Source organism: Paenibacillus sp. AN1007, assembly GCF_040702995.1.
GTDB lineage: Bacteria > Bacillota > Bacilli > Paenibacillales > Paenibacillaceae > Paenibacillus.
Genome location: NZ_CP159992.1, coordinates 1,252,104 through 1,275,395, shown reverse-complemented (window position 1 = coordinate 1,275,395; position 23,292 = coordinate 1,252,104). Strand labels below are relative to the sequence as shown.

The window sequence follows — 23,292 nt, the reverse complement described above, 5'->3', positions numbered from 1 at the left end:
ATGGTCAGCCGGCTTCAGGCGACGTCGGCTTTGGTTTCTTGATTTCTTCCGGATACTCGATTCTGGAATGGAAAATCCCCATCACCGTTTCCTTCAGCGTTCTGGCAACGACATCTAGTTCGCGCATTGTCAGATCACAATCATTAAACTGATGATCGTCCAGACGACCTTTAATAATTTTTTCGATCATGGACTCTACCTGCTCTACGGTCGGCTTGCGCAGTGAGCGCACAGCCGCTTCTACACTATCCGCAATTCCCACTATAGCAGATTCCTTGGATTGAGCCTTCGGCCCCGGATAACGGAAATCCTCTTCCGTGAAATCCGGTTCAACCCCAGCTTCTTCCGCCTGACGCAGCGCCTTGTGGTAGAAGTAGTGGAGGAACGTTGTACCATGGTGCTGCTCGGCAATGTCACGAATCGGCTTAGGAAGCTTGTAGTCCTTCTGCATCTCTACACCATCTCTTGCATGTGCTACGATGATTGACTTGCTGAGCTTAGGGTCAATCGAATCATGCGGATTCTCCATATTGTTCTGATTCTCGATAAAATAGATCGGGCGTTTGGTCTTCCCGATATCATGATAATAGGAGCCGACACGACAGAGCAGCCCGTTCGCACCGATCGCCTCAGCCGCCGCTTCAGACAAGTTGCCAACCATCACGCTGTGGTGATACGTACCCGGTGTCTCCGTGAGCAGTTTGCGAAGCAGCGGATGATTCGGATTTGAAAGCTCCACCAATTTAAGTGCAGATAAGATACCAAATGACGTTTCAAAAAACGGCATCAGTCCGATGACCAGAATCGCGGTCAGTACCCCGCCTGCAAACGCGTAGCCGATACCATACAGCGTTGTCGTGCGGTTCCAGTCCCCTGTGTCGATTAAAGCCAGTGTGAAGACAGCCAATGACCCAAACAGACAGACCATAATGGCCCCTTTCAAGATGGTTGAGCGCTGACTTGCCCGATGCGTAGCAAAAATGGCTACAAACGAAACGACAACCGCAAAGAAACCAAGCTCAAAATCAAAAAGCTGTCCCTGATGCGTATTCAAAATAATGCTGGACAAGATGCCGACCAGTATCGAACAAACAAAAGCGAGTGATGTATCCAGCAGCAGAGCAATCAGCATCGCCCCTACAGCCACCGGTGCAAGAAATCCGATAAACGGACGTTCATTCGTTTGAATCAAGGCTGTCACATGCATCACAACAATGGAAATAATAAAAATGAGAACAAGCATGAGCAGCTGGGCATTATTGTATTTGAAATGTGTGCCGCTTCCCTGCTGGATAAACATTAAAATCGCTGCCGACAGCATACATGAGAACAAAAGCAATCCCAGCTGCGGCCAGTAGTTGACTTCGTTTTTCAGCAAATCATTCTCATTAAGCAGTGCGTACATCTCCGGGGTGATAATCTCCCCTTTGGAAACAAGGGTATCCCCCTGCTTGATAAACACCGTCGGTGTATTTTCACGCGCCTGCACTTTGGCTTCTTTGGTTCCCTCTTCATCGTAAAAACGGTTAGCAGTTACGACCAACCTTGTAAGCTCCTGTACAACTTCACGCTGCGTTCGTTTACTGAGCGAGCTTGCACTAACCATCTCCGCCACTTTTGCCCGCGCTGCTGTCGCCTCGCTGACCTGATCCGTCATCAACCTCGCAACGATGTCTCGTGCAACTGGTTTCATCTCCTGAATATCGTCTGAAGTCAGACGTGAGATTTTGATGTACGTTTCTTCAGGAATGCGGTAGCTTTGTTCCTGCACTACATTTCGAATTTCTTCAAGTAGTGTGTCGGAGTATGTACCGGTTTTTCGATTGTTATTGATATAATTGGATACAAAATCCTTCTGACGCTGCGGAATTTCATCCCGGTAAATATCGATTTTATCCTGACTCGAGATCTGATCATCCTGATTTAAACGATCAATGCGGTCCAGCAGCGTTGTCATCAAGTTCTCGTTGCGCATCTGCACGATCTGATATATTGGCTGCACACGCTCAGCTGCTTCTTCCTGAGCCTTGAGTGTAGCCTTGTTATTCGGGATCTGCATAGGGGCAGCGATATCCACCTCGCTTCGTGTGCCTTCCTGTATGTCGTACCGCTCAGGTAAGAGCTTGGAAGAAAGACTCACGTAAAAGAGGATCACTAAAAACAAAAAGAGAAGATAGCGTGCCCACACGCTATACTTCCATCCTGTCGCTCTATTCTGAAAAGATTTGCCTTTTGACATTTCTTTCGAGGTCACTTTAGACAATCCCTTTCTATGCTTGATTTTCTGCGGCGTGGTTGTAAGCCACAATAATTTTCTGAACGAGGGAATGACGTACAACATCCTGCTCGGCGAAATGTACAAACCCGATTTCTTGCACTTCGCTCAGAATCGTACTCGCTTCCACTAGTCCTGATTTTTTGCCGCGCGGTAAATCAATCTGTGTTACATCTCCGGTGATGACCATTTTGGAGCCAAAACCAAGACGGGTCAAAAACATTTTCATCTGCTCTGGCGTAGTGTTCTGAGCTTCATCCAGAATAATAAAGGAATCATCCAATGTGCGCCCGCGCATGTAAGCCAGAGGAGCGATTTCGATCAATCCTCGTTCCAGTGCCTTCGCCGTCTGTTCTTGTCCCATAACGTCGTATAGCGCGTCATACAGCGGTCTCAGATACGGGTCTACTTTCTCCTGCAGATCACCTGGCAGGAACCCCAGACTTTCACCCGCTTCAACCGCAGGCCGTGTAAGTACGATGCGTTTGACACTGCCCTCTTTAAGCGCTGCCACAGCCAGCACAACAGCAAGGTACGTTTTTCCCGTTCCGGCAGGACCAATTCCGAATACAATATCCCGTTTTTTAATCGTGGTCACATAATGTTTCTGTCCAATCGTTTTTACACGAATCGGTTTCCCACGGTAGGTCGTCGTAATTTCGCCTTTGAACAGATCCAGAAGCTGATCTGCACGTAAATCCTTGGCAAGCTCTATCGCATACAAAACATCTCTTTCGGTTAACACATAACCATTGCGTATCAATTGCAGTAATACATCAAATAGCTGTTCAAGTGATTCTACCTGCTGCACAGTACCAAAGATATTAATCTCTGCTTCACGTGAAGCGATCTGGGCAGGAATCTCGGATTCAATCAGTTTTAGAAAAATATCTTGGGGTCCAAACAGAGATTGCCCCTCTCCCGCGCTTTGGAGCGAGATTTGTATACTGCGTGTTTGTTCTGACAAATATCCTCATTCTCCTTGACTATGGACTAACGGAAGTTCTTCCGCGATGCTTTCTTCCACTTCAAATAGTACTTTCATATAAACTTTACCATTCTCTTTCTTCTCATGCAAAATTTTTTCACTTAAAATTTTCGTGCCTTTACCGTTCTTGGCTAAAATATCATTCCGAGCCCCTTCCAAACCTTTCGTTTTGGCCCACGCTGCGCTCTGCTCTTCCTGGTGGAAATTCGTCTCCATATCCCTCTCCGTCATCCAGCCCATCGGCAAAGTAAACGAGCGCCAGGTTAGAGGTTTATGATAAGTCTCTGTATCATATGAACGGAAGGGCGTATCCCCATAACCCCATAATTGTACCGCCCACTTCCCAAGCACCACATAAAAGCGTTCTTTACTCTCACCAGTCATCGTTTGGTGTTTCTGAATCAGAGGAACCTGTATCTCATATTCCCGCCAGACCATACCTCGGACCTCACCTTTGGCAACAACCGTCTGGGTGTTCTCCTCATCACCGAGAATGCCCGAGATCAGCACTTGTCCTTTTTTGACACGCATATTCTTCTGAACCACGGGACGCCCCTGTTCTGCATAGATCTGGGTAACAACCGCATCCGACTTGCTGATGAGATGTCTCGGACTCAGGAGAGGCTCACGCTTCGGCTGTGCCGACTCGACGACTTGAATCGTAACCTTTGTTCCCTCCTTCGTTACACCTATCCAGGTTACATCCGGCAGCGCGAGCGCCAGCTGTCTGGAGAGCTTGTCCTGACTTTGCATTCGAAAACTCCATTGAAAGGGATAAATGCCTTCCTTTTTGGCTGCAGCGAGCACCTCGTCTGTCGGAATGGTAACGTTACCTTTGACTTCTACATTCCAGACCATGGACGATAGAGCGAACAGGGCCGTCACAAAAAACAGCATACCCAAGACAAAAAACTTTCTTCGAAACAAACGAGCGAGGAAAAAAGGAAAACCACTACGGTGAGTGATTTTCACTCTGCAGCCTGTCCCTTTTACAATGGGACGCAGCCTGAAAAAATGCGGAAGCAAAATGCTCATCTCCGCCTGGCGTCCATTCTGCGCACGCAGGTCCCATACACTCAACCTCTGCTCTGTTATCATATTGATTAACGTCTCAATGTCTCCGCCTGTAACCGTGATTCGCACGGCTCCCCGCAATTTATACAGACTGGGCTGTTTCATCCGTTCCCCTCCACTCCATTCATATGAATATCCAGAATAGTACCTTCAATGGCTACTTCGTCCGGCAAAATGTTTCGGATAACCAAAGCACTGCCTTTGATCTCCAACTGCCCTTGTGACAGGGCGAGTACGATGCGATCCGGTGTGAAATGCACGACACCGCGATGATTCTCTATATACAGCTGCTTACTGCCGATCAGGGTTAACCGTGGCATATCATAAAGCACATCCTGCGGCAGATCCAGCACCTCACTGGTCCATCTGCGCAGCTTGCGGCTGATCCGGGTCATTCGAAGGTCTTCCCCCTTCCTCTACAGTTCAACTTATGCGCAAATTCAGGAAATTATGAAGAATTGGTGAGCGGTTACGTACATATTTTGGTGAAAAAACAGGCATACGAAAAAAGCCTTCTCTGGAGGCATAACGCTCACCAGAAAAGGCTCGTTCAATCTTCAATATAAAGGTTTATTTAACACAAGCTAGAGCTTACCTCTTGTGCCAAAAGGCTGCTTCGAACGAGGAGAACCGAGCACTTCTGCCCAGAGAACTCCAGTTCGAATATCTTCACGACGAAGACTAGAGGCTGCTGAAGCCGCTGTATCCGTATCTTCCCAGCTTGAATTGGATACCGAAGGAGAACTCGCTGAGGAGATGCGGTTCAGCCGATCCTGTATCATACGCTGCTGCTCTTCCATCAATCTCATCTGCTCATCCACTGAGCTCCGCATGCTGTTCAGGGATTGGTCACCCCGAAGGTCATCCCCGGTACGAGAAGACGCGGCTGGTTCAGAGTACGGCTGGTCATAACGTTCGTCATATCTTTCTTCATCATAACGCTCATCTTCATAACGTTCATCATACTGTTCTTCGTAACGACGCTCTTGCGGACTGGAGGACTGCTGCGGAGCAGCATTTCCTGCTCGGCGCTTCGTGTCTTCACCCCCACCAAAGGTCGGCATACCGCTGCCAGGACGCTTCTGGTTAGGATTTCCCGCCTTGCCCAGCTTTCCAAGAAAAGAAAAAAGAGCAAAAGCCACAATCGCTACAACATACAGATTATTAAATATCCATTCGAATAGGCTCATATGCATTCACCGCCTATCTTCCGTTTTTGGAATCACCTTGATCGCTGGAATTCGAACCCTCAGCAGGTTTTCCCAAAGTGCTGCGCATCTGAGTATCTGCTTCAATATTTTTCAGGTTCATGTAATCCATGACACCAATTTTACCGCTGCGAAGTGCTTCAGACATTGCCAGCGGCACTTGAGACTCGGACTCTACAACACGTGCTCTCATCTCAACAACGCGCGCTTTCATCTCCTGCTCTTGCGCTACGGCCATGGCACGACGCTCTTCCGCTTTTGCCTGTGCAATGCGTTTATCCGCTTCTGCTTGCTCCGTTTGCAGGAATGCACCAATGTTTTTACCTACATCTACGTCCGCGATATCAATAGACAGGATTTCAAACGCTGTTCCAGCATCCAAACCTTTGGACAATACGGTACGGGAGATCAAATCCGGGTTCTCCAAGACATCTTTGTGAGAGTTCGAGGAACCGTTCGTACTTACAATACCTTCGCCGACACGGGCAATGATTGTTTCTTCACCAGCACCACCGACAAGGCGATCAATGTTGGCACGAACCGTAACTCGCGCTCTAACTTTAACTTCGATACCGTCTTTAGCTACCGCGGATACGATTGGAGTCTCAATAACACGCGGGTTAACACTCATTTGTACGGCTTGTAATACGTCACGGCCTGCAAGGTCAATCGCCGCAGCACGTTCAAATTCGAGTGGAATATTGGCACGCTGCGCTGCAATCAGTGCATTAACAACACGGTCAACGTTACCACCAGCCAAGAAGTGACTTTCCAGTTGGTTAATATTCAAACCCAGACCTGCCTTAGTTGCTTTGATCAACGGGTTAACGATCCGGCTTGGTGTTACACGTCTCAATCTCATCGCCACCAGTGTAATGATGCCAACACGTACGCCGGATGCAATAGCTGAGATCCAGAGCATAACCGGGAAAAAGCTGAAAAATACGCTCAGTACGATAATAGCCAGCACCGCGATGAGCAAAATCGTAATCATTGGATCCATAGATTAAATTCCTCCGTTTGCAATATGTTTTTTTAAAAAAAAGAGTATCAGAACTGACGCTGTTAATCCGCTGCTGAAACTTGTTTCACCATACTGCCCGCAGCTCGGCAGTATGTTATGTACTTTGCCGAAGCGATATCATCACTTCGGCAATCGCGAAATTACACCGGCAAAGCCTGCTGAACAACAATCCGGGTACCTTCCGCTTTGATGACAATCACTGGCGTATCCACAGGAATGAATGCACCATCCGTGACGACATCGACTCGTTCGCCATCAATCATGGCTGTCCCCGCTGGACGGAGCGGCGTGATGCTGATGCCCTGCATGCCAATCAGTTCTTTACGCTCTTCAGCCGAGGAGTATCCGCGATCAGCAGATAACCTTTCGCTTAATATGAATCGATTCCATATTCCGCGATCTTTGAAGACCACAGCGATAATGGCAATGACCACCAGCGCAGCTCCAAAGGCAATCCCCAGAGAAACAAATGCATCACTCGTGTCATAAGCCGCCCTTACAACTCCGGCCACCAATGCAATGGAACCCAATATACCCAGTATACCAAAGCTCGGGATAAACATCTCCAGAATCATCATGACAAGCCCGACCGTAAATAATACCCATGTCTCAGCCCCTGCAAACCCCGCAATGTAGTTTCCAGAGAAATAAAGCACAAAACATACAATCCCGACGATTCCCGGAACGCCAAACCCAGGCACAATCAGTTCAATAATGACACCCGCAATACCAAGGAACAGCAGTACCGTCATCACTATCGGATTGGTCAAAAAGGTAGAGATATTCTCTGCAGCAGTGCGTTCCAATTTGAACACATCTCCTTGACCGTAACCAAGCCAGGCTGCGGCTTCCTCAGGTGAGCTGCTGATATGGTCCGCATAACCCACTTTCAGCGCTTCCTCAGCGGAGAGAGCAATGATCTCACCTTTTTGCTTGGTTTTATTAATCTCCGGCATCTCCACCACCATATTAACATCCGTCATACCAGCCGCGATTTGCCCATCCCGGCCGCTTTTCTCGGCAGCTCCCTGCATTTTGCTTTTCCAGAATGCAACCAGCTTAGGATCGTCAACATGTTTGCCTGTGCTGTCCACCATGGCCGCAGCACCAATCATGCTCCCTGGTGACATCACGATCTTATCTGCATTCAGCGCAAGAAAACTTCCCGCGGATGCAGCATCACCACGAACAAATGCCAGCGTCTCGATTGGACTGTCTTTAATCAACGTGCCAAGCACTTCTGCAGTATCGACACGGCCTCCTGGTGTATTGATGTCAAGAATGATCAAGCCGGCATTCATTTTCTCCGCTTCCTTGAAACCGCGTTCCATGAATTTGCCTAACCCCTGCTCGATTGGTTTATCAACCGGAATTACATATACGGCTCCGCTTTTCTCAGCTGCATGTGCTGACGGTATTCCAATCCAGAGAGGAAGCAAAAGCGTCAGCAGCATTAAGAGCAGTATGGACCCCGTAAGCTTCTTCCGGCGCTTTCCCTTCACATTAGTCCCCCCTTTTCCAATAATGTTATACTGTCCAGCTTATGGTATTTATTACGTACAATGCAGCATTACGTTTCAAAAACTTAAAATTATATTTGAATACTGCCGCAAATGCAAGAAATACATATCCAAAATCATGTTTTAAACCCATATTTTATATATTTTTGTGTATATTCAGTGAAAAGACACACGTACACTTCATAAAATGATTGTGGACGACTTATCACGATAGACTGTTAAAGGACTGATTCTGTTCTCTCGGCAGCTTCTCCACGCGAAATCCTGGATAGAAAAACACCTCCTGACAAGTCAGGAGGTGTTTATTGAATTTGCTTTATTGCAGAAATTGTTGAACTGCTTGATTAACCAGTTTGCCGTCCGCTTTGCCTTTAACTTTCGGCATAAGGGCCGCCATCACTTTCCCCATATCGGCTTTCGAAGAAGCACCGGTTTCCTGGATGGTCTGCTGTACAATAACTTTAATTTCTTCTTCGGTAAGCTGTTCAGGAAGATACTGGATAAGTATTTCAATTTCCGCTTCGGCATTTGCCGCGAGTTCTTCGCGACCTGCTTTGCCAAATTCTTGGAGGGCATCTTTGCGCTGTTTGATTTCACGACTCAGGATATCAAGCACTTCGTTGTCATCCAAATCTCTTTTCAAATCTATTTCAAGATTCTTGATCGTCGAACGAATCAACCGAATGGTGGAGAGTCTGAACTTGTCCTTACTCTTCATCGCTTGCTTCATATCTTCGTTCAATCGTTCGCTAAGATTCATGTAGTTAAAATCCTCCTAAAACTTTCTCTTACGAGCAGCCTCGGACTTTTTCTTGCGCTTTACGCTTGGCTTCTCATAATGCTTACGTTTCTTCACCTCAGCCAATACGCCATCTTTAGCGATGGAACGTTTAAAGCGACGAAGTGCAGCATCAATAGTCTCGTTTTTGCGAACTTTAGTTTCAGACACCAGTTTTCCCTCCCTCCGACCAGACCGTCCAAGAGCAATAACACGGTTCATCATCTTTCATTATAGGCGAAAGGCAATAAAAGTGTCAACCTTAACGTGATCCCTTAATATTAGCTGAGTTGCATCTGTTTTACAAGTCTAAAAATGATTTTTCGACTTGAGTGACGTCAGACTGCAGTTTTATCGGTGCGAATCAGACAAACTTGTGAGTGCACCCAGTCTAGTTCCACCCAGTAAATGGTAGTGCAAATGGTGCACCGTCTGCTCACCGTCTCGGCCGCAGTTGTTGATAAGGCGGTATCCCAATTCCTGTACACCAAGCCGCTTGGCCGCTTCCAGTGCAGCCGCATGAATTTCTCCGATGAGAGGTAGGTCTTCCGTAGTAATTTCATTCATGGAAGATATATGTTTCTTTGGAATGATCAACACATGTGTCGGTGCCGCAGGGTGAATATCATGAAAAACGATAACATGATCGTTCTCCAGTACTTTGTTGGAGGGAATGGTGCCCTCTACAATTTTGCAAAATAAGCAGTCCATCGTACAATCCCTCCTTCCTTTGAGTTCAAATTATGTATACTCCTATATCATACTAAAAGTAAAAACGTACGTCCAATGCTGATCGGACATGTCTATTTCGAATGACGGTTAACCATATTGAATTGATGTTATACGAACCAGGAACGCGTTTAGGCGGAAGTCGTTTTTAAATAAAAAACCACACCCTAAAGCAGTGTATTCCACTGCCCGGGTATGACCTGTTTGAATTTTGGTTTGAATCAGTGCTGGTCTGATGCGGCCTTACATTATGATTAATAATAAGGCAGTAAAGTTAGTGCAGTCAGTGCAAATAACGGCAGCACCAGCCTGTTAAAGCGCCTGCGCCCATATCCGTAATACGGATAAGGAGCAGGGTAGCCGTAGCCCGGATAAAATCCGCGGGCATGCGCTGCCGGGTAATGAGCGACAGGCATCATATTCGGGCCCATATTGGCATGACCTGCCATGACTTCATTTCCAACAGGTACCGCCAAATAAATCATCTCATCATCTACATTTTCAACAATGCCGTCATAATAGGAACCATCATTCATCTGAATACATACATAACGATGAATGTGATCCTTGCACAGTTTCTTTGCGGCTGTTTTATCCACGCCGATCGCCTCCCAGTTCAGCTCTTCTTCACCCTTCATCGTATTCAGATCTGGGCGGATTGACACTAATTCAGAGAAGTTAGATTCCAGATCAAGCAGCGGAGGATATAAAAAAAACGAAACGCGCTTAAGAGCGCTCAATAAAAAGAAGCCCCTCGTGAGCGGCTTCCTATAGAAGTCCGCTGCGCGGACATCCATACAGGAAGCTTCCTGAACAGATGTCCGACGGGGGGCTTAAAACAAGTTTGTCGGCTTAACTGTAGTATAACAGCGTGTTGAACCTGTATCTGTGATGAAACTCACTCGTTATCATATGAGCATCAAAAAAAGAAATATTTTTACAAAACGATCATTTTCAACCTTCCAGTACTTACAAACTTTCCAGAACAACTTTAGAGCCTGCACCGGCATCTCCTGCCGGAATTACAACCAGTTTGCGCGGCAAACGTGCACGCAGTTCAGGGACGTGACTGATAATCCCTACAGCCAACCGGTCGTCATGCAGTTTTTCCAGCGATGTAATGACCGTATCCAGCAGTTCAGGGTCCAATGTGCCGAATCCTTCATCCAGGAAGAAAAATTGCAGCGGATACTGCCCGCGCAGTTGAATCTGGGCTGATAACGCCAAGGCCAGCGACAATGAGGTCAAGAAGGTCTCTCCCCCTGAAAGAGTCGACACCGGACGTTTCACTCCCCCGTTAGCATCGTCACAGATAACAAAACCGCCACCTGAATCCACCTCAAGCGAGTACCGCTGCTTGGTCAGAAAACGCAAACGCTGAGAAGCTGCATGGCTCACCTGCATCAGCTGTTCTTCGGCAATGTACTCGACAAATGCATTTCCCCGGAAAGCAGACTGCAGTTTGCCAAGAAGCTCCCCTTGATGGCTGACCTCCAGCCGTTTCGTCTCCAGTTCCGTCCAGCGAACATGGCGCTGCTGCACATCCTCCAGATCCCGTTCAGCACGTGCCTTCGCCTGCAGCGCTGTCTCATCCTCGATTCTGGCCTGTTTCAACCGTTCCGTACAGGCTGTCCAATCTTCCTCGGTAACAGATGCACCACCCAATTTCTGCTCCAGCTCACGCAGTTGAGAAGCGAGTTCACGCTCACGTTCGCGGTGCTGCTGAATTGCAATTCTCAGGCGTTCCGCATCTTCTGCAGCTATTGCCGCCTGCATCACAGCATCATCCGTTTCAAACGGAGACTGTTCCAGCAGCTGCTGCCAGCGCTTCTGTGCCAGTTCCAAATGCTCCAGCGCAGAAGAGGCAGCCTGCTGCGCCATAACGTCACGCTTCACGGATTCCTGCTTCTGCGCGTCCCTTTGTTTGAAGCGCTGTGCAGATTCTTCGGCCGCGCTGCGAAGTTCCTCCAGGCGTTTCTGTGTACCGCGAATCAGATCCTCTACACGCTGCTCACCGACCCACTGACGCAGACGTTCTTCTTTCTCGGCAAGCTGCCTGCTGCCTCCCTGCCATTCGGTCTGCCACTGAATCAGCTGCTTGTCTAAATCCACCAGCTTCTGCTGCAGTGTCTGGACAAGCTGCTCTTTCTCCTCCAGGAACGTCACGCTTTTGCCCAGACGTTCCTGGATGTCTTCCGCGCGTGCATCGCGCTCCTGCATCGCTTGATAGAGGCCGGCGGCCTGTTCCTGTGCGATGTCAGGCAGTTCCGCGGCCCAGCGGCTCTGCAGCGCTGCCGCAGCGGCTTCGCTCTCGGCCAGCTTGCGCTCCGCCTGAGCGAGCCCGGCACGGCCGGCCTCCTGTGCGGCCGCCGCTTCCACACGGCACTGCTGCGCACTCGAAGCCGCCTGCTGCAGCGCTGCGGCTTTGCCCTGCAGCGGCGCGGCTTCGCCAGCCAGCGCCTGCGCGGCTTCGCGCAGCGCAGCGGCACGCGCTGCCCAGTCCGCCGGAGATTGCCCGTCCTCGGGCAACTCGGCAGGCTCGGGCGCTGCTGCCGCAGGCGCGGCCTCGGCTGCGGCCGGGGCATTGCCGGCCGCGGCGCCGAGCTGCGTCAGCAGGCTGCGGCGTTCGTGCAGCTGCTGGCGCAGCCCAAAGCGCAGCTCCTGCAGCTCCGCGTGCAGGCTGCGCAGCAGTTCGAGGTCCGCATCGTCTGCGTGCGGACCTTCTCCCGGCGGTGCAGCCGGGAGCGGGTGGTGTGCGGAGCCGCACACCGGGCACGGCTCGCCGTCGCGAAGCTCGGCGCGCAGGGCGGTGGACAGCCGGTGCAGCTCCTGCTCACGCATCGCGCCGCGCAGCTGTTCCTCCGCCTGGGCCAGCAAGCGCTGTTCACGATTTACATCCCGCTCACAGGCAAGCAGGGCCTCTAAACCCGCCGCCGCCTGTTCCACCAACAGCTGACGCTGTTCGGTCAGGCGTCTTTCCTCCGCAGCCGCCGCTTCCAGCTTTGCGGCACCTTGTTCTGCAGACTGCTGATAGGTCTGCACATCCGCTTTATGCTGCTTCACCTGCTCAGAAGCCGTATCGATCCGATGCTTCAGTTCAAGTGCAGCCTGCAGCTGTCTGCGTTCATCCGACTTCACTTCGTTCGGTTTGAGACTCTCCTGTAATTCCTCACGCCGTTTACGTCCACGCAGTTGAAGCTCCCGCTCTTTATCCAGCTGCTGCCGCGCCGTTGTCTGTTCCGCCTGTCCTTTCTCGATTAGCTGTGCAAGGCGTGAACAATCCGCCTGTAAACTATCGCGTTCCCGCTGCAGCTCCTTGGCTTGTTCTAGCTGATCCAGACGCAGCAGCAGTTTCGGTTCTTCTGCCGTCAGCTGTTTTCGGGCTTCTTCCGCCTTTTCGGCTTCCTGAGCAGCCAAACGTTCATGCTCTGCCGCCTGCTTCCCTGCCGTTTCTGCCTCCATCTGCCGCTGCTTCCGGACTGATGAAGCGTCACGCAAGGTTTGAAGCACAGGCATCATCGCTTCAGCTGCTCCCGACAGCTTCAAGCGCTCTTCATCCGCCTCAACCTGCATCGTCTTCGAATGGAGCTTCTGCTGCTCTTCCATACGCGTTTGTTTTTCCTGACTCAAATCACGAATTCTGCCTAATTGTTCAGCTTCCCTCGCCGCTGTATCCAGCACTTTCCGAGAAGCTTCGGCATGCTGAACTGCAGATTGAAGCAGCCGTTTCGTTTCTTCAAGCGTTTCTTTACTGGCGCTGCCCAGTCCCTGTTGCTCGGCAGCAAGGGATTGATGAGCCACATCATTATCCTTAACTCGCCGGCTTAATTTGATCGCAAGCTGATCTCCGTACTTTTCCAGATGGAAGAGCCGCTGCAGCATCTGCCTGCGTTCGCTCCCTTTTAGCGAAAGAAACTCGGCAAATTTCCCTTGCGGCAGCACAACCGCTCTTGTAAAATCATCCATTTTCAGACCAATCACATCTTCAACACACCGATTCACTTCGGCCAGCTTGTCCGCAAGTACATGTTCTTCCCCATCCACCGTCTCGATAAACTTGCTGACTGTATTGCTGACCGACACTTCATTGTTACGCTTGAAGCGCCGTTCAACCCGGAATCTGCGGGTGGCCTCTGCCGAAGCAAGTTCAAATGTAAAAGCAACCGAGAGTGAATCCTCGGCATGATTCATAATGCCCTGCGTGCCGTTTACAGCTCGCTCCACCTTGCCGTACATGGCAAGCGTAATTGCATCCAGCAGGGATGACTTTCCGCTTCCCGTCGGCCCGAATATACCAAACAGTCCAGTCTCCGTCAGGACCGTGAAATCAATCTCCTGCATCTCGCGGTAACTCTGCAGTCCTGCGACTTTAAGTAAAATCGGCTTCATCTGCTTTCGACCTCCTCGCGCACACCCGGCTCGTCCTCATCGACTAGCTCCAAGAAAAGCTGTACAAGGCTGTCTTCGGGCTGCGCTCCACCGGTCTGACGCTGATAAAACTTGCGAAAAAGTTCATGCACAGGCAGCTCCGAGCGCTGTTCCATAAGACCTGCCGCCTCCATCTCCGGATAGATCGGACGGATATGAATGATACCTTCATGGGCTTTTCGCAGCTGCTGAATTTCCTTGAGAGACATGGCATCCTCCAGCCAGACTTCCATATCGATGTAAGCCTGGGGATCACGTCCTTCATCCAGCCAGCGGTATACTTCGGCCAGCCCCCCTCTCGCCTTCCAACGCACGAGTGGATTACCGGAGGTTAACAGCACTTCTTCTATCTGTGCAGCTCCGCCTGGTGCAAGATCCACCATCGTGATTGATTTACTTTGTCCCGCCTCCGAGAAGCTGTAAGCCAGCGGAGAACCACTGTATCGGATGACACCTTCCCCTTTGACGGCTTGTGCCCGGTGAAGATGTCCCAAGGCAGTATACTGTGCTCCTGTATTCAGAGAAGAAGGATCTACCGTGTAGGCTCCGCCAACCTGGATAGGCCGTTCAGAATCACTTTCTACCCCGCCTAATACATAAATATGACTCATGGCGAGATTCACTGTATCCGGACGAAAGGAAGCAGCCAAACGCTGCATTAACATTCCCACTCTGCGGCTGTAAGCTTGACGAAGTACATTCTCATCCCCATCGCTAGTCAACAGCTCGTTTAATCTCGCTTCCGACGGGTATGGCAGAGCCGCAATATGTGCTGTCTCCCCGGTTCGCCGTGCATGGATGGTCACAGCTTCGGACACGGGTGTACCTACCAGCGTAATCCCCTGTCTGTTTACCAGCGGTGTCACCGAAGCCACCCGCTCGGGCTGATCGTGGTTGCCTGCAATGACAACCAGCGGCCTGCCGTGTTCCGTCAAACGTGCCGCTGCCTCATAAAACAGCTGCTCTGCTGAAGCAGGCGGATTCACCGAATCATATACATCTCCGGCCATTAATACAGCATCGGCCTGCTGATCATCAGCTAGTTTAACAAGTTCATCAACGAAGTCCTCCTGTTCACGAAGCCTGCTTCGTCCCTCCAGCGTTTTCCCTAGATGCCAGTCCCCCGTATGCAAGATACGCATCGTCCGTTCCACCTCTCTCCATAACATCTACTATCCGTTGATCCACGGCTCTTTCTATCACTGCATCCACCGCTGAAATAGAGATGTTTTAAACATTAGATATTCACAGCTATTTATAATTACAATTTGACCGCATGACCACCATCGAAAAAATATAGCCATTTATGATCCACTTGCCGGCCCAAAATTTCCTCAATGGCCCGTCCGTACAGCTGCAGCTGGAATCGATAGTTGGCAGTCAGAAGCTCCAGCCCACCACGATGCTCAAGAACCCGATCTGTTTTATAATCAAGCAGAACAAGTTCGCCATCGACCTCATAAAGACAGTCAATAATTCCTCTGACGAGCACCGTTTCGTTCTCAAGCCCTGCCTGTACTCTGCTGTTTTCACCGAACTGTTCCTGCTCCTCGTTCAGCTGCAGTCCATGAAGCCACGCTGCAGGAGACTGATGAGCGGGAAGCCCGTAAGTAAATGGAATTTCCCTTCTGACCCATGCAGCACGAAGCATCTCCGTTCCAGGCTGCGTGTCAAAAAAGTTCGTCAGCTCACGGGCATCAATGGCTTCTGCTTGATAAGGCAGCAGAATCTGAAGCGCAAGCAGACGTGAGATCGTCTGTTCAACAACCGTTGCATCTACGGCAGCACCATCTACAGGAAGATGCTGCATCAAGGTATGATATACCGTTCCCCGTTCTGTTCCCGTCAGCTGCCTCTCTCCCATGAATTTAGGACGGCGTAGATGTAACTTGAATGAGGATTCATCCGCTTGACTCTTCCTGCTGCCTGTGCCGAGGGTATGCTGCATATAGACTGTTTCAGACTGCTCCAGCAGCTCTTCGATTACGGGATACGAAACGTCCTCCTGTGCAGGGAGCGAACTCTTGATCTCTGTCACAGAAGTACTCGCCGCCACATGTGAAGCTGATTCAAACGGATAGGTCCAGGAGAGTTTTTTATCAATCTCATGAACCAATTCCTCTACCAGTGGACCTTCCGACATCTCCACGGAATGCTCTTTAACAAGCGGAGATGGCATTAATTCGACCGGCTTCACTGCTTGGAGGGCTTCCATACGTTCTCTCCGCAATTCAGTTATTCCGTCATCTTCGTTCTCCGTGAGATCTGTGTTCTGATGACGAGACACCTGTTCTGCAGCGACAACGGATATGTTCCAGCGTGAATCATCAACAGCTAAGCAAGCCGCATAGGAATCGCGCTCCCCTGCAAGCTCACGCAGCACCGCAGCATCCGGGTGTCTGATCAGTGCCGGTCCGATCCAGTCCAGATAATTCCGTCCGGCTGCAAGCAGATAATCAGGCAGTGCCAGTTCCGGGCTGTCTTTAACCTGAGACCAGGCCTGCGCCTTCTTCGCTGCATCCTTCACCGTACCGATCAGGATCATCTTTTCTTTTGGACGAGTTAATGCTACGTACAATACACGCATCTCTTCCGCAAGCAGCTCAAATTGAGCCCGCCGCCGAATTGCCAAATTAGCTAATGTCGGATAAGCCACGCGGTTGTCACGATCCACAAATCTCGGGCCAAATCCAAGTTCTTTGTGCATTAGAAACGGCGCGTGCAGATCCTGCTGATTAAACATCTTGGAAATACCGCCGACAAACACAATCGGAAACTCCAGACCTTTGCTTCGGTGGATCGTCATAATCCGCACCGAATTGTCCTGCTCGCCCGAACCGCTCGCTGCGGTTCCGAGATCACCGCCATTTTCCCGTAATCTGGAGACATACGTCAGAAAACGGAACAGCCCGCGATTCGCAGTTGCTTCCTCATATTGGCGTGCCCTGTCGTACAGAGCCTTCAGATTACTCTGCCGCTGCTGACCGCCAGGAAGTCCTCCAACCCAGTCCAGATATCCGGTTTCCTGATAAACGCGCCAGATCAACTCACTTAAGCTGCCTTGTCTAGCCTCTTGTCTCCACTGCTCCAGCTGGCGCATGAAACGAATAAGTTTTTGACGCAGCTCCGAATGAGCTTGTTCATTTTCATGCATAAAGTCTGAATGGTCTGCGAATCTTTCCGTTCGCGCATCAGCTTCCATTTCAGCCGTAACAGCTGATTCGCGGTATCCCTGCTCAAGCTCCGTCCAACCTTCAGGCCACTGTATCTGAGTCAATTGAGCATCATGCAAATCTTGTGCTGGCACAGCCTGTCCAGAAGCCCCTGGTTCGTCCTTCCACGGTCCGGCAGCAGATACAACTGCATCATAGAAAGATTGTCTTTTGTCACCGAGACGAATCTGCGCGAGTTCCTCTTCATCCAGACCAACTATAGGAGATCGAAGCACAGATGCCAGCGGAATATCTTGTCTCGGATTGTCCACAAGCTGAAGCAGAGATAACATAATTTCGACTTCCGTCGCCTGAAAGTATCCCTTACTCTGTTCTCCACCAGCAGGGATGCCCTGCTGTCTGAATTCTTCAATCATCAGCGGAGCCCACATCAGGGTCGAACGCAGCAGTATAACAATGTCTCCATAGCGTGCTGGACGCATGGTCTGCAGCGTCTTGTCATACACACTGAGAGCAGGTTTGTCCGTTTCTCCGACCATCTCTCGTATTCGCACAGCGATAGCTCGTGCTTCCAGCTGAGCCGTTTCGAGTTCTGCACTCTCTAGTTCCGCAGAAGCCACTGCCTCCACGCCATCTTCCGTACTCTCCGACACATCCGGTCCTCCGCCTTGGCGGTCGATTAGCATCAGCTCAGGAGTGTACGCTTCACTTCCAAGTGTCTCTGATGGAAATGATGCACCGTAAGCCAGCTGCGCCCGTTCATCATAGGCAATCTCGGCGACGCCCTCGTTCATAAGCTGCCTGAATATTACGTTGACAGCATGCACAACTTGGGCGCGGCTGCGGAAATTGCGGGCAAGATCAATGCGTTTTCCTGCACCCTCAACACTCTCTTTATCCCCGTCCGCATCCACATCAGTACTCGCTTGGTAGTTACGATATTTGTTCATAAAAAGACCCGGTTCAGCTAATCGGAAACGATAAATACTCTGCTTAACGTCACCAACCATAAATCGGTTGCCCGGGTTCTCTCTGGAAATCAATCGGACGATATCTTCCTGAACCGTATTGGTATCCTGATATTCATCCAGCAGCACTTCATCAAAACGTGCACGATACTCCACAGCCGCATCAGAAGGCATAGAGTTCTCAGGTGTGGAATCCTCATGCCGCAAAATTTGCAGACAATAGTGCTCCAAGTCATTAAAATCAACCTGTCCACGTTCCTGCTTAGCCTGACGGTAACGCTCACCAAAGGTGCTGACTAGTCGGGAAAGCTCCTGCATAAGCGGCGCAGCCTGTTCCAGTTCCTGCCAGAAGGAGAACGCACTCCTGCCGAAAAGAGAACCTTTCAGATCATTAACCGCCTTTTTGGCCGTTTCCCGCAGCTCTTTCACCTGTTCCTGCAATCCAGGATCTGTCTGATCTTTTTTACAAGGTTTCAATTTGCCGAATGCAGCCGGTTGGAATACCTCTGGAAGTCTATCCCAGGGCATGATTTCAACGGCGGATATCAGTTCTTCCACCACTGCCAAATCCTCTTGGAGTGTCACCGCATAAGGTGCCGGACCTTCAGGCTGCATTGAAATCTGAATACCCTGACGCAGCAGTCCTGCGGCCCCGCTCAAAGCAAGAGCCGCATCTCGCAAAATGCTCTGCACCCATGCCGATTGTCCCAGCGCCTCCACACTTTCCACCTGAAAAGCCGATGCCATCTCCATAAGCCAGTGATCCGGCCAGGAATGGCTTCGTGAGAAATCATACAGTCGCTGCACCAGCCGATGCATCGCATCATCGTTTCGCTCTCCGCTGAACCAGTCGACGAGTTCCCGGAATGTGCTGCCCTCATCTTCTTCACCATACTTTTCCTCGAACAGCTCCTCCAGCAGTTCCTGGCGCAGCATTTCGGCTTCATTTTCATTGAGAATACGAAAAGCCGGATTGAGCGGAATCTGCTGATAGTATCTGCGAATGACCTCCATACAGAAGGAATGCAGCGTAGTAATGGAAGCTCGTCCAAGCAGTGATAACTGCCTGCGCAGATGCTCATCCTCGGGCTGTTCCTCAAGTGCACGCTCCAGCGCTTCACGAATACGCTGTTTCATCTCGGCCGCCGCCGCCTTTGTAAATGTAGCCACGAGCAGCCGGTCCACACTGAAGCCTTGGGAAGGATCTGCTATTTTGCGGATAATTCGCTCAACCAGAACAGCTGTTTTCCCTGATCCCGCAGCCGCAGCGACCAGAATATCTTCTCCATGCTCGGCAATGGCACTCCACTGATCATCACTCCAGAAGCTGCCTTCCGGTTTAGGCATATGCATCATAACGTTTCTCCTTCCCTGCTGTGAGACAGCATGTCCCAAATCTGCTGTTTGCCCGGTTTGGACAGCAGTTTATAGTCGTTCCCCTCAATATTCTCATCAAATTGGCAGACCGGTTTGTACGGACAGAACGTGCATGCAACCTCCTGCTGTATACGATACGGCTCAATCGCTGTATCACCATCCGTAATCCGCGTTCCGATATCGCGAATGTTACCTCGAACCGCCGCAAGCAGTGTGTCCCACTGTTCAGGTGCGGCTACTGCGGCACTGCTGTAGAAACTGCCATCCGCCTTCAAAGCCACCGGAATAATTGCAGAGTGTCCTTTATCCAGTGTGCGGTCCATTTGAGCCACAGCATCGCGGTCGGCCAAAAGCAGGCCTTTCATTTTAAATCGTTTCAGCAGCTCCTGCCCCGCCTGTTCTGATGTCATACCGTTTGCTGACTGCAGCAGAGGATTATGCACATGGAAATAGAGAGTGCCTCCCGGCAGCGCCGTTTCTCCTAACCACTCTTCAGCTGCACTCAGCAGTACTTCCAGATAAGTGAGCATTTGCAGCGATAATCCATAGTACACCTCATGAAGTTTGAGATCGGTCTGACTGGACTTGTAGTCAATCACGCGCAGCAGCAGTCCGTTCTCGCCTTCAGCGACATCCACGCGGTCAATCCGGCCCACGATTTCCAGCACACAGCCATTCTCCAGTTCAAAACGCAGTGGAGGCAGCGGTTTGCCTGGACCAAAATCAAGCTCCAGCCCGATCGGTTCAAAACTGCCGCGTCTGGACTGCTCGCCAAGAATAACGGACGCGCGGCTGACAATATCCTTCAATTTGCGAAAAATATACCCGTAACGCTTCGTGCTCAGCAAGATCTCTCCCTGAAGCTGAGGAGCGATCTGTTCGACCGTTTGCTCGGCTTCCTGTCGGCACTGTTCCGGCGTCAGACTGCCCCAGCTGCGATTTTCCTCACGCAGACGCATGGCCAGCTGACTCAGTGCAGCATGGAACAGCTGACCGATATCCGGGGCCTGAAGACGATATATTTGCCGCTCTTTGAGCTTCAGCCCGTGTGATGCAAAATGAGAGAAAGGACAGGCTGCAAATCGTTCCATACGTGACACACTTGTCCGTACCTCTGTACCGTAAAGTCTGCGGCTGGTCGATGTTTGCAGCGTCAGGGCACGGTTGCGGTAAAAGATCGAGCTGAGCAGCCGTTCCAGCTGCGGACGGCTCGTATCCCGGGTTACATGCCAGTTGTAGACTGCCCACCACATCTCGGGAATCTCTTCTCCCCTGCGCCATCTGCGAAGCTGTCCAATCAGCATCGAAAGACTCCGTTCGGGATGAACAGCATATGAAGCGTGCAGCGAGTCTGAATCCATTACTGGCGGCTGCGCAAGCAAAAGCTGCTCCTGCAATCCGAACATTTTACGCACATGACGCACAATTTCGGAAGGCAGTAACGGCTTGCCTTCATCGTCCGCCACCGGATAACTCAGCCATAACTGTTTGCTGGCAGCTGTCAAAGCGGTATAGATCAGGAAGCGTTCATCCAGCATTAATCTCGTTGCTCCGGGACCGAGGCCCATGCCTCTTTCCGTCAGCAGCAGCCTCTCCTGTTCCGTGAGTACACCGTTATCCTGAGGGATTGCCGGCAGCTCTCCATCGACCGCCCCAAGAATAAATACATATTTAATATCGCGCAGACGCGTACGATCCATGGAACCAAACAGCACCTGATCAAGTGCCGGGGGAACAAGCCCCAGCTTGAGTTCAGTCAATCCGGTTTCGATCATGCCTGCAAATAAAGAAATGTCCAAGCGTTCATTTCCCATCATATCAACCATCTGGTCCAGCAGATCGAGTACAGCCCCCCAAATCTGACGATGCTCTCTGGACCGCTCAGGATCCCCCTGTGCTTTGGCCAGAGCGGACATCTGATCCAGCTTACGTGCAATATCTGCATCCTCTAACAGTCCGAATAATGCTTCACATTGAGCAGCGGCTGTTTTTGCTTTTTTCATTCGTTTCTCAAACATGCCGAGTGCCGATGTGATTACAGTCCGGCAGCTTTCCATCTGTGATAACAAAGCATCCCGTCCCCGGCTGCGTCCTTCCTGGGCGTTATCTTCCAGAGACAAACTTGGAACATACTTCCACGGCTTGCCATCCGTCCAGCGATATCCATGGATACCGCAGGCAAGTACATAGTTTTCGAGCTGGTCCATGTCTTCACGTGTAATGGAACCATTCAGCGGAAGCAGCAGATCTGTTTTGACACAGCGAAATACATCCTCGTACCGCCAGTTGCGGCGAACAATATCCAATGCCGCACGAATAAATTCGGATAATGGATGATGCAGTTCACTTCGTCTTCGGTCCAGAAAGACCGGAACATCATAATCCCTGAATAACGGCTCCGCAATATCAGCATAGGTCTCTAATCCGCGAACAAGCACTGCCATATCCCGATATCTGGCCCCATCTTCCTGCGCAAGACGACGCATTTCACGCAGTGCGCCCTCCAGTTCTGCCCGGCGATTCTCCGCAGCAGCCAAGCGAATTCCCGAGTCTTCGCCTTCGCTTCTCCAGCGAACACGCCGATCAAACCCAGCCTCCAGATGGGCAAGTCCTGGCCGATCCTTAAATCTCGGCAGTACTTCGTCATGAAGTATTGTCGTATCGCTGGACACACCCAAATGCTCTGCCATGCCTTTGAGCCGCGTATAAGCACTAGCTGTTGGATAAAATAATTCCAGCTCTCCCGGCAGTACACCCTGCTCGTAAGCACGATCAAGCGTTAAGGAAATGGTTACAGACGAGGCCTGCAGCATGAGCTGTCCTATGACACTCATCTCCTGCGGAGTGAATCCATGAAAACCGTCAATCCAGACTTCAGCTCCCTGCAGCCATGTGCTTTCCGGCAAACGCCCCGTCAGCTCGTTCAGTGTATCTTCATCATCAATATATAAATTAGTCAGTTCCCTCTCGTAGTCGTGGTAGATCAAGTTCAAATCATGCAGCTTATCCTCCAGAATAGGTGAAGTAGATGCAATCTCCCACGCTGCAAGCCCCTCTTCGAGTACCGAAGCATGCACTTCGTATCGTTTAAACTCACTATATAATTGGGTCAATTCCCCAATAAAACCAAGCTGGCTGCCCGAAGCAGCAAACAACCTCAATTCTTCCTTCCGACGCTGGATGACTTTATATAAAAGCATCTTCTTGCCCTCAGCTCCAATCGGAATGCGGGCAGAACCGCCAGCCTCCTGCATAACGCGATAAGCAAGACGACGGAAGCCAAGTACTTCGGCACGCATCGTACCTTTAATGCCTTCGGAAGAAACCAGTGCCTGCTCTGTCCGAAATGAGCTTTGTTCAGGAACAAGCAGAATCAGCGGTTTTCCTTGAGGCTCCTGCCTAAGCAGGGATGTGATTTCCCGGGTAATCAGTGTGCTTTTGCCACTGCCTGCCCGGCCAATAACAAAGCGTACGGACATGTGTCATCCTCCAAACTGCACGTACAAGATTTTAATTTCCAGTATATCATACCTTACTCACTTCGGAACATACGTTTGCCATGATCCACCAAATAAGAACACAATATGGCTATAAAAAAAGCCGCCTGTACAATACAGCCAGCAGCTTCTTATGGATTTGCGTCTACAATTACACTTCAACCAACATATCCGTAACTATAGAAGCAGACTTCCTCCTTTTTCAAATTCAATCCTTCGGCTGCCGGCCTAGACATAAATGAGTCGGGACGAA

The 23,292-nt window shown here is 50.4% G+C and carries 15 protein-coding genes; all 15 read right to left on the bottom strand.

Going from position 1 to position 23,292, the window contains the following annotated elements:
* Positions 1-4 precede the first annotated feature (4 nt).
* The 15 genes from ABXS70_RS05865 to addB all read right to left on the bottom strand — a co-directional run bounded on the left by ABXS70_RS05865 (position 5) and on the right by addB (position 23,021).
* A complete protein-coding gene (locus ABXS70_RS05865; protein ID WP_366294680.1) occupies positions 5-2,254 on the bottom strand; it encodes an HDIG domain-containing metalloprotein in 2,250 nt (749 codons plus the stop codon).
* Between the two features lie 16 nt (positions 2,255-2,270).
* Entirely contained in the window at positions 2,271-3,242 is a 972-nt protein-coding gene (locus tag ABXS70_RS05860) for a PhoH family protein (protein ID WP_342552104.1), read from the bottom strand.
* Between the two features lie 6 nt (positions 3,243-3,248).
* A complete protein-coding gene (gene yqfD / locus ABXS70_RS05855) occupies positions 3,249-4,442 on the bottom strand; it encodes a sporulation protein YqfD (protein WP_366294677.1) in 1,194 nt (397 codons plus the stop codon).
* On the bottom strand, positions 4,439-4,732 hold the full coding sequence (yqfC, locus tag ABXS70_RS05850) for a sporulation protein YqfC (RefSeq protein WP_251507221.1): 294 nt from the start codon (positions 4,730-4,732) through the stop codon (positions 4,439-4,441). The genes yqfD and yqfC overlap by 4 nt, the downstream gene beginning before the upstream one ends.
* A gap of 189 nt (positions 4,733-4,921) precedes the next feature.
* Positions 4,922-5,527: a hypothetical protein gene (locus tag ABXS70_RS05845; RefSeq protein WP_342552106.1), complete on the bottom strand. Its 606-nt coding sequence runs from the start codon at positions 5,525-5,527 to the stop codon at positions 4,922-4,924.
* 13 nt (positions 5,528-5,540) lie between these two features.
* Positions 5,541-6,548, bottom strand: a complete 1,008-nt coding sequence (gene floA, locus ABXS70_RS05840) for a flotillin-like protein FloA (protein WP_342552107.1) — start codon at positions 6,546-6,548, stop codon at positions 5,541-5,543.
* 161 nt (positions 6,549-6,709) lie between these two features.
* Positions 6,710-8,023 carry an NfeD family protein gene (locus ABXS70_RS05835; protein WP_366296555.1) on the bottom strand — a complete coding sequence of 438 codons (1,314 nt, stop codon included), beginning with the start codon at positions 8,021-8,023 and terminating at the stop codon, positions 6,710-6,712.
* Positions 8,024-8,405: 382 nt separating this feature from the next.
* Entirely contained in the window at positions 8,406-8,849 is a 444-nt protein-coding gene (locus ABXS70_RS05830) for a GatB/YqeY domain-containing protein (protein ID WP_342552108.1), read from the bottom strand.
* A gap of 15 nt (positions 8,850-8,864) precedes the next feature.
* A complete protein-coding gene (gene rpsU, locus ABXS70_RS05825; RefSeq protein ID WP_005547957.1) occupies positions 8,865-9,038 on the bottom strand; it encodes a 30S ribosomal protein S21 in 174 nt (57 codons plus the stop codon).
* 180 nt (positions 9,039-9,218) lie between these two features.
* Entirely contained in the window at positions 9,219-9,578 is a 360-nt protein-coding gene (locus ABXS70_RS05820) for a histidine triad nucleotide-binding protein (protein WP_366294672.1), read from the bottom strand.
* Between the two features lie 272 nt (positions 9,579-9,850).
* Complete coding sequence (locus ABXS70_RS05815) at positions 9,851-10,336, bottom strand: hypothetical protein (RefSeq protein WP_366294669.1); 486 nt, start codon at positions 10,334-10,336, stop codon at positions 9,851-9,853.
* A 229-nt stretch (positions 10,337-10,565) separates the two neighbouring features.
* Positions 10,566-13,985, bottom strand: a complete 3,420-nt coding sequence (locus ABXS70_RS05810) for an SMC family ATPase (RefSeq protein WP_366294667.1) — start codon at positions 13,983-13,985, stop codon at positions 10,566-10,568.
* Positions 13,982-15,166 carry an exonuclease SbcCD subunit D gene (locus tag ABXS70_RS05805; protein WP_366294665.1) on the bottom strand — a complete coding sequence of 395 codons (1,185 nt, stop codon included), beginning with the start codon at positions 15,164-15,166 and terminating at the stop codon, positions 13,982-13,984. The genes ABXS70_RS05810 and ABXS70_RS05805 overlap by 4 nt, the downstream gene beginning before the upstream one ends.
* 119 nt (positions 15,167-15,285) lie before the next feature.
* The gene (gene addA / locus ABXS70_RS05800) at positions 15,286-19,521 is read right to left on the bottom strand and encodes a helicase-exonuclease AddAB subunit AddA (protein WP_366294663.1); all 4,236 of its coding nucleotides are present in this window, start codon (positions 19,519-19,521) and stop codon (positions 15,286-15,288) included.
* Positions 19,518-23,021, bottom strand: a complete 3,504-nt coding sequence (gene addB / locus ABXS70_RS05795) for a helicase-exonuclease AddAB subunit AddB (protein ID WP_366294661.1) — start codon at positions 23,019-23,021, stop codon at positions 19,518-19,520. Before addB ends, addA begins: the two co-directional genes overlap by 4 nt.
* Positions 23,022-23,292: the final 271 nt, after the last annotated feature.